This is a genomic window from Mesorhizobium sp. B2-5-3, assembly GCF_006441005.1.
GTDB lineage: Bacteria > Pseudomonadota > Alphaproteobacteria > Rhizobiales > Rhizobiaceae > Mesorhizobium.
Window position 1 is genome coordinate 467571 of record NZ_VFUS01000002.1, and the last position, 12423, is coordinate 479993.

14 protein-coding genes and 1 tRNA gene are annotated in these 12423 nt (G+C 62.7%); 8 read left to right on the top strand and 7 right to left on the bottom strand.

The features are described 5' to 3' along the window. Positions 1-329: 329 nt before the first annotated feature. The 4 genes from FJ867_RS06890 to FJ867_RS06905 all read right to left on the bottom strand — a co-directional run bounded on the left by FJ867_RS06890 (position 330) and on the right by FJ867_RS06905 (position 3582). The gene (locus tag FJ867_RS06890) at positions 330-755 is read right to left on the bottom strand and encodes a hypothetical protein (RefSeq protein ID WP_140816854.1); all 426 of its coding nucleotides are present in this window, start codon (positions 753-755) and stop codon (positions 330-332) included. 142 nt (positions 756-897) lie between these two features. Beyond that, complete coding sequence (locus tag FJ867_RS06895) at positions 898-1896, bottom strand: hypothetical protein (RefSeq protein WP_140816856.1); 999 nt, start codon at positions 1894-1896, stop codon at positions 898-900. 45 nt (positions 1897-1941) lie between these two features. Further along, positions 1942-3408, bottom strand: coding sequence for a tyrosine-type recombinase/integrase (locus FJ867_RS06900; protein WP_140816858.1), 1467 nt, complete (start codon positions 3406-3408; stop codon positions 1942-1944). An 89-nt stretch (positions 3409-3497) separates the two neighbouring features. Then, positions 3498-3582: transfer RNA gene (locus FJ867_RS06905), tRNA-Leu, on the bottom strand. A gap of 327 nt (positions 3583-3909) precedes the next feature. On the opposite strand from FJ867_RS06905, the gene FJ867_RS06910 reads away from it, so the two are divergent. Further along, positions 3910-4497, top strand: a complete 588-nt coding sequence (locus FJ867_RS06910; RefSeq protein ID WP_140500881.1) for a YqaA family protein — start codon at positions 3910-3912, stop codon at positions 4495-4497. Positions 4498-4581: 84 nt separating this feature from the next. After that, positions 4582-5100: a disulfide bond formation protein B gene (locus FJ867_RS06915; protein WP_140500880.1), complete on the top strand. Its 519-nt coding sequence runs from the start codon at positions 4582-4584 to the stop codon at positions 5098-5100. Between the two features lie 364 nt (positions 5101-5464). Here FJ867_RS06915 and FJ867_RS06925 read toward each other — a convergent pair whose 3' ends face one another. Both FJ867_RS06925 and FJ867_RS06930 read right to left on the bottom strand, forming a co-directional pair. After that, positions 5465-6022 carry an HNH endonuclease gene (locus FJ867_RS06925; protein ID WP_023677956.1) on the bottom strand — a complete coding sequence of 186 codons (558 nt, stop codon included), beginning with the start codon at positions 6020-6022 and terminating at the stop codon, positions 5465-5467. 130 nt (positions 6023-6152) lie between these two features. Next, entirely contained in the window at positions 6153-6794 is a 642-nt protein-coding gene (locus tag FJ867_RS06930; RefSeq protein WP_140500879.1) for a DNA-3-methyladenine glycosylase, read from the bottom strand. A 74-nt stretch (positions 6795-6868) separates the two neighbouring features. On the opposite strand from FJ867_RS06930, the gene gluQRS reads away from it, so the two are divergent. Both gluQRS and FJ867_RS06940 read left to right on the top strand, forming a co-directional pair. Next, positions 6869-7738 carry a tRNA glutamyl-Q(34) synthetase GluQRS gene (gluQRS, locus tag FJ867_RS06935; RefSeq protein WP_140500878.1) on the top strand — a complete coding sequence of 290 codons (870 nt, stop codon included), beginning with the start codon at positions 6869-6871 and terminating at the stop codon, positions 7736-7738. A gap of 150 nt (positions 7739-7888) precedes the next feature. Further along, entirely contained in the window at positions 7889-8785 is an 897-nt protein-coding gene (locus FJ867_RS06940; protein ID WP_140685848.1) for a DMT family transporter, read from the top strand. 105 nt (positions 8786-8890) lie between these two features. On the opposite strand, the gene FJ867_RS06945 is transcribed toward FJ867_RS06940, so the two are convergent. Then, positions 8891-9742 carry a YihY/virulence factor BrkB family protein gene (locus FJ867_RS06945; protein WP_140500876.1) on the bottom strand — a complete coding sequence of 284 codons (852 nt, stop codon included), beginning with the start codon at positions 9740-9742 and terminating at the stop codon, positions 8891-8893. 58 nt (positions 9743-9800) lie between these two features. Here FJ867_RS06945 and FJ867_RS06950 point away from each other — a divergent pair, with 58 nt between their 5' ends. Genes FJ867_RS06950 through FJ867_RS06965 form a run of 4 tightly spaced genes read left to right on the top strand, consistent with a single transcriptional unit; the run spans position 9801 to position 12322 of the window. Next, positions 9801-10667, top strand: a complete 867-nt coding sequence (locus FJ867_RS06950; RefSeq protein WP_140816860.1) for an SDR family oxidoreductase — start codon at positions 9801-9803, stop codon at positions 10665-10667. 24 nt (positions 10668-10691) lie between these two features. Beyond that, a complete protein-coding gene (locus FJ867_RS06955; RefSeq protein WP_140500874.1) occupies positions 10692-10883 on the top strand; it encodes a twin transmembrane helix small protein in 192 nt (63 codons plus the stop codon). A 25-nt stretch (positions 10884-10908) separates the two neighbouring features. Further along, positions 10909-11490 (top strand): cob(I)yrinic acid a,c-diamide adenosyltransferase, encoded by a 582-nt coding sequence (locus tag FJ867_RS06960; RefSeq protein WP_140816862.1) that lies wholly within the window; start codon positions 10909-10911, stop codon positions 11488-11490. A 31-nt stretch (positions 11491-11521) separates the two neighbouring features. Continuing rightward, positions 11522-12322 (top strand): rhomboid family intramembrane serine protease, encoded by an 801-nt coding sequence (locus FJ867_RS06965; protein ID WP_140500872.1) that lies wholly within the window; start codon positions 11522-11524, stop codon positions 12320-12322. Positions 12323-12423 lie beyond the last annotated feature (101 nt).

The following is a 12423-nucleotide window of genomic DNA, read 5'->3' on the forward strand; positions in this document are numbered from 1 at the left end:
TGGCGCATTAAGCAAGACTGCGGCTCTATCGGGTCGGTCCCAGATAGCCGATGACTGACCCCAGTAGAAGAAATGCGCCTTCTTACCGGTTGTGAGGACTTTTTCGCTGTCGGTGCCCACTTTCGTGTACAGCACGATAAGATCTCCGGCGGCCACCGGTTTGTACGTGAACCAATACGTGTACTGGAGACGTATGGTGACTTCGTCGTTCTCACCGAGACCTGATTGCGCAAGTAGGTAGTCCCCGACATCTGTCGACGACCTTACCCGGAGTGTAATCCGCTCGTGCGATAGTTCGCCTGCTCGTATGATGGATCGTAACTCTAAGTTCATTTGACCAGCCACTTGCTGAATGCGCCACCGAACACCAACGCTATGCCAAGCGCGAGCGCACCCTGCCCCGCCAATCCGGTACCCCAAACTACCGGAGCAAAACCCAGAAGCGCCGAACCCACTGCGATGGTGAGGGTGGAAAGGATGTCCCAGCCCGTCGACTTTGTTGCTTGCTCGGTGAGGATGGCGGCGCGCTTGTCCGCTTCGTAGAATTTATCGCGATAGCTTTGGGCGTCGAACAGTTCCCTCTCCAGCCTATCAAGGTCGTCAAGGAGCATCTTCTGAACGCCGGACGATTTCAGCTCTTCGTCGCTGAGTTCCCGGCGAAGACCAGTGAATGACCGCCGTCCTTTCGACTGGGGAGCTTCCTGCTGTGGAACGGCTGGAGGCGGCTCTTCGTCAGGTGCTGCTTTGTCGGTCATGTTCCTGCCCCCTGCAGCGATAGCTCGTGTGATGACACCGTCTCGCTCTCGCGTCCCATGGCTTGCTTATCAGATTGCCGCCCCCGCGCGATAGGTTCAACAGAGGGGGCACGGGGGGTCGGCGCGCGTGCCAGCTATCCGATCACCCGCGCAGATTTTTTGCCGGAGATTTCCGACGCCTTTTGGGCCGCTGTACCGTCTCTCCCGGCTTCCTGATCGCAGTCAACGGAATGGTCATGATTGCGCACTCGTCGCTGTCTTGCCCGGCTCGGGTGAACAGTTCATCCGTCTTGTCATCTCGGGCTCCAATCGGAACGCCCTTTCCCGTCCAGCCGCAGTCGCCACACACTGGGCGCTCCCAGGCAATCTCCGGCAAATCCTCCCGGTACCCTTCCTGCGGGGAAAGGTGAGGAGAGCCACATTCGGGGCATTTTTCAGGCACCTCGCGGGTGTGACGGATCACCAAGGAGGCGGCCAGACCCAGAGCGTGCTCAACCGCTGCAATCGCCGCTTCGGCGTCATGCCACGTGGCTGAGTGGGCATGGGTCAGCCAGTTTGAGAACACCCACGCCTCGGCCAACATCGTCTTGAAGAGGTGCCGTCGTTCCTGCTGGGCCGCTCCAGCAAGTGCAGTATTGCAGATCAGGTCAGTCCAAGCGCGAAAGTCAGCGCGCTTCGGAACAGGCTCCGTTGTCCATTCAGTGATGTCCTGAGCAACGCGGATAAATGCGAGAAGAACCTCACGGGCGCGCACCCCTATGGCTTGGTAGTCGGCCACATTCTGAGCCTGTCCCAATGCGTCCGTGGTCTCGGCCAGACGCTTGAAGATGTCTCCAAAAGGAATGACGCGCCTGTCCGACTTGCGCTGTTGCTGGGTGCGCGGAATACGCAGGCAGAGGCCCATGTGGAACGTGACCGCGAGGTCCATGTTGGGGAACTGCTCTTGGGAGTAGAGGTTTGTCGGATTGGTGATCACCCACCACCGGCCCCCGTTCGTGTGGACATCCCACACATCGTGCCGATGGCCGATAAGTGCCTCGGAATAAACCTTCTGCAGAAATGTCACCTTCGTCCTGGCTGGCGACTGTGACAGCAGATAACCGGCGACGTCAGCCTTCTCCTCCTCGGTTGCTGGCAACATGAGCGCGCTCGTTCCTTGTTTGCTGCCACAAGTCTAGCCGCCGCATTAAGTTATGCCCATAGCCCTCCGCATGGCCCTCGTCGCCGCCACAAGCCGTCCCTCTGCTCCACCATAACGCTTCCCTTCCCCGCCCAATGCATGGCCAAGAACCAGCTTCCGGTCAGCCTCTTCGACCTCCGCAATCTTGAGCTTGTCAGCCATGTTGTGCCGAAGCGAATGCACCCTCGCCAACTTGTCGTCGGTGATCTCCCGAACGTGCTTCATGAGCGCCGCTGAGGCTGATGTGTTGCCGCCTTCAACGCCATAGCGCGGGAACAGCATGTCACTTTCGCCTATCAACTTGAGGGCCGCGCGGGTCGCGTCGAGGGCGTCACCAACAAGCGGCACCCTGCGGATTGACGCCACGGTCTTGAGACCCCGCCGATCATGCGGCCTGATGTCGAGGTAGGGCATCTCGCCGTCCGCCGCGACGTCCACAACCCGGAGGCCGGTCACTTCCGCAAGACGGCAGCCAGTGCCCTCCAGCATCCTCCAAATAAGGATGAGGTCGGGTTGTCTGGACAGTCTCTCGATCCTGTCCCGGATTGCCGTCGCCTCCTCGACCGTCAGAGGCCTTCCTTCTTCATCTGCCGTGGGCCCGCCATAACGACCGCCCGCGAGGATCGGCAGCCCAGTGAAATGGTTCTTCAACTCGTGGAGGTCGGGGAACTCGGCAATCGCGTGGTTGATGATCGACCGAACGTCGTTGAGATAGCGGTCCACCGTCCCGGCAGCGACCCTGCCCTTAAGGTACGCTTGCACCTTGCGGGCCTCCTCACGCGAGATACTTGCGACAGTCGGCACTCGCCCCAGCGCCTCGACGATGGCGTCCGCCGCCCGTTCCGCGCGCTGCTCGTCCTTTTTCCGCTCCAGTTCGCCCGGCTCCCTCAACGCAAAGCGGTCCTGAAGATAACGCTTCTTGGCGTCCATGATGGTCACCGGAGGGGCCTTGGGGTCGGGCGTCATCAACACTCGGAGCAATGTTGCATCAGCCTTCGTCACCCCCGCCGGCTCGTCGGGCTCATCAACGTCGGTCGCATAGGCACCACCCGTCGCCCGGTAGCTGGGGCGGTACTGCTTCGCGACGCTATCGGCTATCAGCTCCCGCACCTCGTCGTCGGCATCGTCGCTGTCGTGATCATCATGGCGATACGGGTTGACCCCAAGGTCTCGTGCCCGATCCATCGCATCGTTGAATAGCTCGCGCGCCGTCTTGTCCTGCTGAACCTTCGCCGCCTTCGTCTTTCCGTTGAGGGCGTCCCACGCTTCGGCGAGCGCCTTCTCAACTTCTTTGTCAACCTTGCTGTAGGCCTTCGTAGCGGCGACAAGCGTCTTGCCCAGCGGCACGACCAACTCGCCCTTTCCAAGATGCTCTTTGAGCGCCCCCGGCACCGGGCGGCGGTATCGGTAGGACAGCGTCCCACGCTTCTTCCCCTGTCGCTCCTGCAAATACTTCATCGTCACGTTGACCATAACTGTCCTCTGTCGGTACCTTGCGTTGTACCTCAGGGGACTTCTAAGCCCTTGCTGCTGTTGAATTTCCTGGCTCCAAGAGGGTCCAGTGGTGCCCCTAGCCGGGATCGAACCAGCACTCCTTGCGGAACTCGATTTTGAGTCGAGCGCGTCTACCAATTCCGCCATAGGGGCTCAGGCCGGGCGGCCTGGATGGCGCGGACTATACGGTTGGAGGCCTGTTCGTCAACTGGCCTGTTGCCGATAGCCTGCGGAGCCGCGACCAAACCGCCCCTTTCGGTTTCCTGCGGGCACTGCCATTGTGCGGCGCGGAAAATCTTTCTAGACAGGCGTCGTGTCGAAGCGCCTGGCGTCCGGAAGAAGGAACGCGGCGCGCTTCGGGTCTTGGTTTCACGCATGCACCTGTTTCATCCATGCCCCTGGTTTTCTGCCTGCCCTTATGCCGGCCACGCCGTGCATGTGGGCGCCGTGCGGTAGGCATTTACGACATTAGGAGAGCCGATGCTTCGCGGACTGTACGACTGGACCTTGTCGCTGGCGGCGCGCAAATCCGCCGAATGGTGGCTGGCCTTCATCGCCTTCGTCGAGAGTTCCGTGTTCCTGGTGCCGGCCGACGTGCTCTATCTGCCGATGGCACTGTCGCGGCCTGATCGCGCCTATCGCTATGCGCTGATCGCCACCGTCGCCTCCGTGCTGGGCGGCATCGCCGGCTGGTTCATCGGCCACTACGCCTACGACGCGCTGGCGCGGCCCATCCTCGAATTCTACGGCAAGTATGACGAGTTCGAGGCGCTGCGCGTCTCTTCGGGCATCGGCTTCATCATCTTGATGCTGATCACCTCGGGCGCCGCCCATCTGCCGCCGATCAAGGTGGTGACGATCCTTTCGGGGGTCATCGGCGTCAATCTTTTGCTGTTCATCGCGCTGGCAATCGTGGCGCGCGGCGGGCGCTTCCTGCTCCTGGCCTGGCTGCTGCGCCGCTATGGCGAGCCGATCCGCGAGTTCATCGAAAAGCGCCTCGGCCTGATCGCGGGTGCGGCGGCAGCCGCCCTGATTTTGCTCTATATCCTGGTCAAATACGCCTTCTGATTCATGTCGCCCAAACCGCGCGGCGGCGTGGCGACATGGACCACAAGACCGGGCGAGCGGCGAACATAACGGACGAAAGACCCCATGACTGCGACCATGACTGCCAACACCGGACGCCAGCGGACCATGACGGCCCTGTTCCTTGCCGTAGCCATGGCCGCCACTGTCGGCTCCGCGCTCGCCTTCCAGTACATTGGCGGCTACATCCCTTGCCATCTCTGCCTGGAACAGCGCACGCCCTACTATATCGGCGTGCCGCTGATGCTGCTGGCGCTGCTTGCATCGGCGCTGCACGCGCCGGCATGGGTGGTGCGCGGCTTGCTGGCCATCGGCGGCCTGCTGATGCTCTATGGCCTTTATCTCGGCATCTATCATGCCGGCGTGGAGTGGGCCTGGTGGCAGGGCCCGGCCGATTGCACCGCGGGCGGAGGCCCGGTCGACACCGGCGGCAAAGGCGTCCTCGACGCGCTCGACAAATTCGTGCCCCCGTCCTGCGACAAGGCCGCGCTTCGCATTCTCGGCCTGTCGCTCGCCGGCTGGAACGCCATCGCCAGCCTTGTCCTCGCGGCCATCGCCTTCCGCAGCGCGCTTTCGCGCGACTGAGTCCGTTCAACCGAACGGCACGACAAGAGTTCGAGCAGAAATCCGGCGGGCCGAGTCGGATAGCGCGGCTTTCGACGTCCGAGCCAGGTCGACCCCCACTCCGTCTCGGCTCCGCCGAGCCACCTCTCCCCCGATCGACGGGGGAGAGGAATGGCGCGAACCTATTGCCTCAGGCTCCTTTCCTCTCCCTCCGGAGGGGGGAGAGGTGGCGCTGCGAAGCGGCGACGGAGTGGAGGAAGCCGGTCCTCAAAACGCGAAGCCGCTGATAAGTGAGCGCGGCCGAGCTGGTCCGATATCAGGGTATGTCAGACTATCATGGAGACAATCGCTTCAGACGGCCAGCGTCCCGAATTCTCGGACGATCTCAGGGTTCGAGTTCGACATCCCAGTACAGATAATCCATCCAGCTTTCATGCAGATGGTTGGGCGGGAACAGACGGCCATTATTGTGCAGGTCGTGCACCGTCGGCTGGTAGGGCTTCTGCAACGGCCACATCTTGGCATGGGCCGGCATCATGCCACCTTTCCTGAGATTGCAGGGCGAACAGGCGGCGACGACATTCTCCCACGTCGTAGCACCCCCGCGATGGCGGGGGATGACGTGATCGAAGGTCAGATCGTCGGGCGTGCCGCAATACTGGCACTGGAAGCGGTCGCGCAGGAAGACGTTGAAGCGTGTGAAGGCTGGATGCCGCGACGGCTTCACATAGGCCTTCAGGCTGACGACGCTCGGCAGCTTCATCGAGAAGGTCGGCGAGGACACCGCGTGCTCGTATTCGGCGACGATGTTCACCCGTTCGAGGAACACCGCCTTGATGGCGTCCTGCCACGACCAGAGCGACAGGGGGTAATAGCTGAGCGGACGGTAATCCGCATTCAGCACCAGCGCTGGAAGCCCATCCGGAGATACGGCAACCGTCACGTCGTTGGCCTCCTTGGTTCTCTAACCTGAATGGCGCGGATACTGTAAGCCCGACATGACAGGGATGTGAAGCGGATTGTCACGCGTCCGAAGGCACAAAAAAACGAGATTTTGATGCTTTTTCGCGTTTTCAGGCCGGGGGTGCGGCATCCCTGCCCTTCAATTCGCGATAATAGGACCAGAAAAGCCGCGATGCGACACCTCTCCATGGGCTCCATGATTCGGCGAGTTGGATCAGTGTTTTCTCCTGCGGACGCGGGTCGATGCCGAGCGCATGGCCGACGGCGGTCTGGAGCGCGACATCGCGCGCCGGGAAGATGTCGGGATGGCCTGCGGCGAACAGCAGATACACCTGCGCCGTCCACGGACCGATACCGGGCACCGCCGTCATGGTCGTGATTGCCTCGCCGGCGTCAAGCGAACACAAATGATGAAGATCGAGGCCGTCCGCCACCGCCTGGGCGGCGGCGAGGAGGCCGCGTTGCTTGGGTCGCGACAGGCCCGCCTCGCGAAACATATCCTCGCCGGCGGCAAGGATCGCCAGCGGCGTCAGCGGGTCGACCAGTTTCGTCAGCCGGCCGAAGATCGCATCGGCGCTGGCGCGCGACACCTGCTGCGAGACGATGATCGAGGCAAGGCTCAAGAATCCCGGTTGGGAAAGCCGTAGCGGCACCTCGCCCGCCATGCCGCGGATCTTTTCCAGCCTTGGGTCGATCGCGCAAAGCGCGTCGAGCCCCCGGGCGATGTCGTCCAATGTGGCGATACGTTGCATGCTTTCTTGTTCCTGAACCGGCCGCACGGTAGCAATTGGCAAAACCGCCGCACAACCCGATTGCCGCTCAAGAGATGACACTCCTGACATTCCGTTTCGCGCCCAGTCCCAATGGCGAACTGCATCTCGGCCATGCCTTTTCGGCGCTGCTCAACCAGAAACTGGCGCGAGCGGTCGGCGGCCGCCTGCTGCTGCGCATCGAGGATATCGACACCACGCGCTGCTCGCCGGAATTCGAGGCGGGCATCTTTGCCGACCTGAAATGGCTCGGTCTTGCCTGGGAACAGCCTGTACGACGGCAATCCGAGCACTTCGCCTGTTATGAGACGGTGCTTGACCGGCTGATCCGGGAGGACCTTGTCTATCCCGCCTTCATGAGCAGAAGCGAGATCCGGGCTTTCATCACCGAGAGCGAAAAGCGCGACTGGCCGCGCGATCCCGACGGCGTGCCGGTCTATCCCGCCGTCGACAAGGCTCTGCCGGCGAAGGAACGCCGGCGCCGCATTGCCGAGGGCGCTCCCTTCGCCTGGCGGCTGGATGTCGATGCGGCGATGGCACGCGTCGGCAAGGATTTGTCATGGAACGAATTTTCAGACGAATCGCTTTCCGCGACGCGCGTCGTCGAGGCCCGCCCGCGCGATTGGGGCGACGTGATCGTGGCGCGCCGCGAAATCCCGACCAGCTATCATCTCGCCGTCGTCGTCGACGATGCGCTGCAGGGCGTCAGCCATGTCGTGCGCGGCCAGGATCTTTATTCCGCCACCGGGGTACAGCGGCTGCTTCAGGAACTGCTTGGCCTGCCGCAGCCAGCCTATTTCCATCACCGGCTGATCCTGGGACCCGACGGGCGCAAGCTGTCGAAAAGCCTGAAGGACACCGGCCTTGCCGTCTTGCGCGAAGCGGGCGTGTCGGCTCACGATGTCAGGCGGATGGTCGGTCTCTGACGCAGGCGAAGGCCGAAGAGACAGCTTGCAGAAAAGGCGGCTGGTTGAATTCCGGTGATGCATGGATCAATCGTTTCGTTTTGCGCGCCGGCTTGAACCGGACTAGAGCTTCGCCACGGCTCAATTCTCATCAAGCGCGGTCCCCGGAAAATGCACAGCGTCAAGCGGCTCATCCCCGCCACTTTCGTCGTCCTGTGGGCGACCGGCTTCATCGGCGCCCGCTATGCCATGCCGTGGGCCGAACCGTTTACGTTCCTGGCTGCGCGCTTCGTCCTGGCGGCGGCGTTGTTCGCCGGCCTGGTGGTCGTGCTTGGCTCCAAGAGAGCCTCCCGCGAAGAGGCATTGCACGCCACCGGGGCCGGCATTCTGATGCATGGCGTCTATCTCGGCGCGGTCTTCTGGGCTATCCACAGGGGCATGCCCGCCGGGCTGTCGGCGCTGATTGTCGGCCTGCAGCCGCTGATCACGGCGGTGCTCGCCGGCAAGTTTCTCGGCGAGGCGATCCTGCCGCGCCATTGGGCCGGCCTCGCGGTCGGCCTGGCCGGCGTCGTCATCGTGCTCTGGCCAAAGCTCGGCGCGCTCGGCGGCGGCGTGACGTCAGCCACGTTGACGGCTTCGCTCGTCTCGGTGCTCGGCATGAGCGCCGGCACGATATGGCAGAAGCGTTTTGCTTCCGGCGGCGACCTCGTCGCCGCGACCATGTGGCAATATGTCGGCGGCGCTTCGGTGATGATCCTGGCTTCACTGGCCTTCGAGACCCACACGGTCGTCATCAACGGCGAATTGATCTTCGCCATGGCCTGGCTGGTGCTGGTGCTGTCGATCGGCGCCATCTTCCTTCTGATGGTGATGATCCGCGACGGCGAGATGTCGAAGGTCGCTTCGCTGTTCTATCTGGTGCCGGCGGTGACGGCCGTCATCGCCTGGGCCTTGTTCGACGAGCAGCTCAACGCGCTTCAGATTGCCGGCATGGCGATCACGACCTTCGGTGTCGGTCTGGCAACGGCGCGGCAGACCAAGGGAAGAATTGTAGAAATGAGGAATTGAGGAATTGAGGAATTGAGGAATTGAGGAAAATGGTGCCATCTGGCGCTGGGGGCTTCTTCTTCAATTCTCCAATTCTCCAATTCTCCAGTTCTTCAATTCAGCCGGTCATCCCACCCGCGCGCGTGCCTCGAGATAGCGGCTGATTGCTGCGTTGAGTTCGCCGCCGAGAATGAAGATCGCGGACACGATGTAGAGAAAGACCACCGCGATCATGATCGAGGCAAGCCCGGCATAGGTCGTCACATAGGACGAGAAATGGTCGAGATAGGTGGCGAAAATGGTCGAGCCGATCAGCCATGCGGCGAGCGTGAAGACGATGCCGGGGATCAGCGAGACGAAACGGCGCTTGCCGGCCGGCAGCCAGTAATGCACTGAAAACAGACCGCCGACTATGACGGTCGAGGCGATGACGTAGCGCCACAGCGTGATGGTGCCCGTATAGGGTTTTATCCACTCGAAATGCGCCTCGGCCAGCCGCGCCAGCAATGGCGCGAAGACCAGGAGCACGCTGATCGCCAGGAAGCCTGCCGTGGCGATCAGCACGAAGAAGATGCTCTGCACGCGGCGATAGATGATGCCGCGCGTCTCGGTGACGCGATAGGCTCGGTTGAGCGAGGTGCGCAGCGCCTCGATGCCGTTCGAGGCGAAATAGGCGGCCAGCAGCACACCGTAGGTGAGCAGGTCCGATCGTCGCACGGTGAGCACGTTCAGCACCTCTCGCGCGATCGGTTTGGCGATTTGCTCCGGCCAGGTGTCGAAGACCAGGTGCACGGCCGTGTCGGCGAAGGCTTGCGCGCCGAGGAAGCTCGCCAGCGTGGTGGCGAAGATCAGGAACGGAAACAGCGCCATCAGCGAGGTGATTGCCAGATGGCTGGCCATCGCCCAGCCGTCATCGGTGTTGAAATGACCGATCGCGTCGTAGAGCACGCGGCGCAGGGCGACGATATTCCGCAACAAGAACCGCGCTCCCCTTCGATTGTCTCGACGCCGCGAATATGGGAAGGGAATGCGGCAAATGGCAACCCTTGGTCATAAGACGAATCCGTCGGCACGCGCGTTGCGCGTCATCATCGTCACCGGCGCGTCGTCCGGCATAGGCGCTTATTGCGCGCGGGCGCTCAAGGCGGAAGGCTGGCGGGTGTTCGCCACGGCGCGCAAGCCCGAAGACATCGCGGCCCTGGAAAAAGAGGGAATCGAGGCGTTCTATCTCGACTATCGCGAACCTGCCTCCATCGAAGCGCTTGCGGCTTCAGTGCTGGAGCGGACCGGCGGCAGGATCGATGCTCTGTTCAACAACGGCGCCTATGCGCAAGCGGGCGCGGTCGAGGATCTGCCGGTGGCCGCCTTGCGGGAGCAGTTCGAGGCCAATTTCTTCGGCTGGCACGACCTGACCGGCCGGGTGGTGCCTGTGATGCGCCGCCAGGGCGGTGGCCGGATCGTTCATTGCTCGTCGATCCTTGGCCTGGTGCCGGTACGTTTTCGCGGCGCCTATTCGGCATCCAAACACGCTTTGGAGGCGCTGATGCTCTGTCAGCGCCAGGAACTGGCCGGCAGCGGCGTGCATGTCTCGCTGATCGAGCCGGGGCCGGTGAAATCGAAGATCGCCAGCAACGGACTCGCCTGGTTTCTCAGGAATATCGACCATGAGAATTCCGTGCATCGCGCGGACTATGAGGCGCAGTTGGAACGGATGCGCACCGGCGGCAGCCAATCGGCGCTGAAGCCCGGGCCGGAAGTGGTCCACAAGGCGCTTCGCCATGCACTTCTGTCGCGGCGCCCGCGCCCGCACTATGTGGTAACAGTGCCCGCCAAGGTCGGCGCCACGCTCAAACGCATCCTTCCGGCATCGATGCTTCACCGCCTGCTCGCCAAACGCGCCTGAACAAGAAAAGGACTGGAAACGCAAATGGCATCCGTCTTCAACATCCTTGCCATCCTGGTCATGGTCGCCGTGGTGATCGTGCTGGTCCGGGGTCTGATCAACATGATGCGCGGCGGTTCCGGCATGACCTCCAACAAGCTGATGCAGACGCGCGTCGTGCTGCAGGCCGTGGCGCTGGCGCTGATCCTGCTGGCAGTGTATTTCACCCGCAAATGAGGACACCGGCCGTTCGGGAGGCGACGTGGTCAAGCTCAACAAGATCTACACCCGCACCGGCGACAACGGCACCACCGGGCTCGGCACGGGTGAGCGGCGGCTGAAGTCCGATCTCAGGGTGGACGCCTACGGCACCGTCGACGAAGCCAACGCCTGCATTGGCATAGCTCGTGTTCACACCGCCCCAAGCCACCCGGCGATTGACGCCATGCTTGCCCGCATCCAGAACGATCTCTTCGACCTCGGCGCCGATCTGGCCGTGCCCGACGACGGCAAGCCGCTCGGCTACGAGCCGCTGCGCATCATTGCCGCGCAGACCGAGCGCGTCGAACACGACATCGATCTCCTCAACAACGACCTCCAGCCGCTCAAATCCTTCGTGCTGAACGGCGGCGCGCCGGCCGCCGCTGCGCTCCATCTCGCCCGCACGGTGGCGCGGCGGGCCGAGCGGCTGATGGTGGCGCTCGCACAGCATCCTGGTGAGCACGTCAACCGCGACGGGCTGAAATACATCAACCGCGTCTCCGATTTCCTGTTCGTCGCCGCCAGGGCGGTCAATGACAATGGAAATGCCGACGTGTTATGGGTTCCTGGCAAGAACCGCTGAACTATGCCAAGGCGGGAGAGGCCAGGCACCTATGTTCATCCCGCTCTACGACACCAACAGGCTGCGGCACATCAGGCTGCAATATGTGACGATCGCCCTGATCCTGGCCAACGCGCTGGTCTATTGCGCCACCGCGCTCGGGGGCGAGAATTTCACCAATGCCGCCGTGCTCGGCCTCGGCTTCATCCCCTCCGTGGTGCATGACACGGCAGAGCTCGACCCGCGCTTTATCGTCATTCCCGAAAGCCTGAGCTATCTCACTTACTCATTCCTGCATGCCGACATTTTCCACCTTGGCGGCAACATGCTGTTCCTGTGGGTGTTCGGCGACAATGTCGAGGACGCGCTCGGCCATATCCGCTATCTCATCTTCTACCTCCTGTGCGCCATCGCCGGAGCCGCCTTCCAGGGCCTCATCGCGTGGGACTCGCAGGTGCCGCTGATCGGCGCCTCCGGCGCCATCGCCGGCGTGGTCGTCGCCTACCTGATCCTCTATCCCAGGGTGAAGGTCTGGGTGCTGGCCTTTGCCCGCATTCCGCTGCGCATCCCGGCCTTCATCCCGCTCCTCCTGTGGGTGCTGTTCCAGATCGTCATGTTCGCCGCCGGTGGCGAGGACCAGATTTCCTGGGCCTGCCACATAGGCGGCATCATCGCCGGCGCCGTGCTGGTGCTCGTGCTGCGCAGCCGCGGCGTGCCGCTTTTTGCGGGCGCGGACGAAGAGGCCGCACCCGCCGACCAGCCCGCCATCGCCGTAGATCCGGCCGTAAACGAGCCGATTGCCGCGCAGCCCGTGCCACGCTGGGGTCGGGGAAGTGCCCCCGGCCCCGACTGAACCGATTGAGTGAATTGTCCGACGCCGTGGCATATTGACGTGCGGGTTCGCCGCAACTACGGAAGCGTTTCCGCCCGCCTTTGGCGGTTGAAGAGCAGAAT

What these genes read in the sequence shown, in the direction of transcription:
- FJ867_RS06890 (WP_140816854.1), bottom strand. Translation starts at nt 755, where the DNA reads ATGACCGACAAAGCAGCACCTGACGAAGAGCCGCCTCCAGCCGTTCCA.
- FJ867_RS06895 (WP_140816856.1), bottom strand. Translation starts at nt 1,896, where the DNA reads ATGTTGCCAGCAACCGAGGAGGAGAAGGCTGACGTCGCCGGTTATCTG.
- FJ867_RS06900 (WP_140816858.1), bottom strand. Translation starts at nt 3,408, where the DNA reads ATGGTCAACGTGACGATGAAGTATTTGCAGGAGCGACAGGGGAAGAAG.
- FJ867_RS06910 (WP_140500881.1), top strand. Translation starts at nt 3,910, where the DNA reads ATGCTTCGCGGACTGTACGACTGGACCTTGTCGCTGGCGGCGCGCAAA.
- FJ867_RS06915 (WP_140500880.1), top strand. Translation starts at nt 4,582, where the DNA reads ATGACTGCGACCATGACTGCCAACACCGGACGCCAGCGGACCATGACG.
- FJ867_RS06930 (WP_140500879.1), bottom strand. Translation starts at nt 6,794, where the DNA reads ATGCAACGTATCGCCACATTGGACGACATCGCCCGGGGGCTCGACGCG.
- gluQRS (WP_140500878.1), top strand. Translation starts at nt 6,869, where the DNA reads ATGACACTCCTGACATTCCGTTTCGCGCCCAGTCCCAATGGCGAACTG.
- FJ867_RS06940 (WP_140685848.1), top strand. Translation starts at nt 7,889, where the DNA reads ATGCACAGCGTCAAGCGGCTCATCCCCGCCACTTTCGTCGTCCTGTGG.
- FJ867_RS06950 (WP_140816860.1), top strand. Translation starts at nt 9,801, where the DNA reads ATGGCAACCCTTGGTCATAAGACGAATCCGTCGGCACGCGCGTTGCGC.
- FJ867_RS06955 (WP_140500874.1), top strand. Translation starts at nt 10,692, where the DNA reads ATGGCATCCGTCTTCAACATCCTTGCCATCCTGGTCATGGTCGCCGTG.
- FJ867_RS06965 (WP_140500872.1), top strand. Translation starts at nt 11,522, where the DNA reads ATGTTCATCCCGCTCTACGACACCAACAGGCTGCGGCACATCAGGCTG.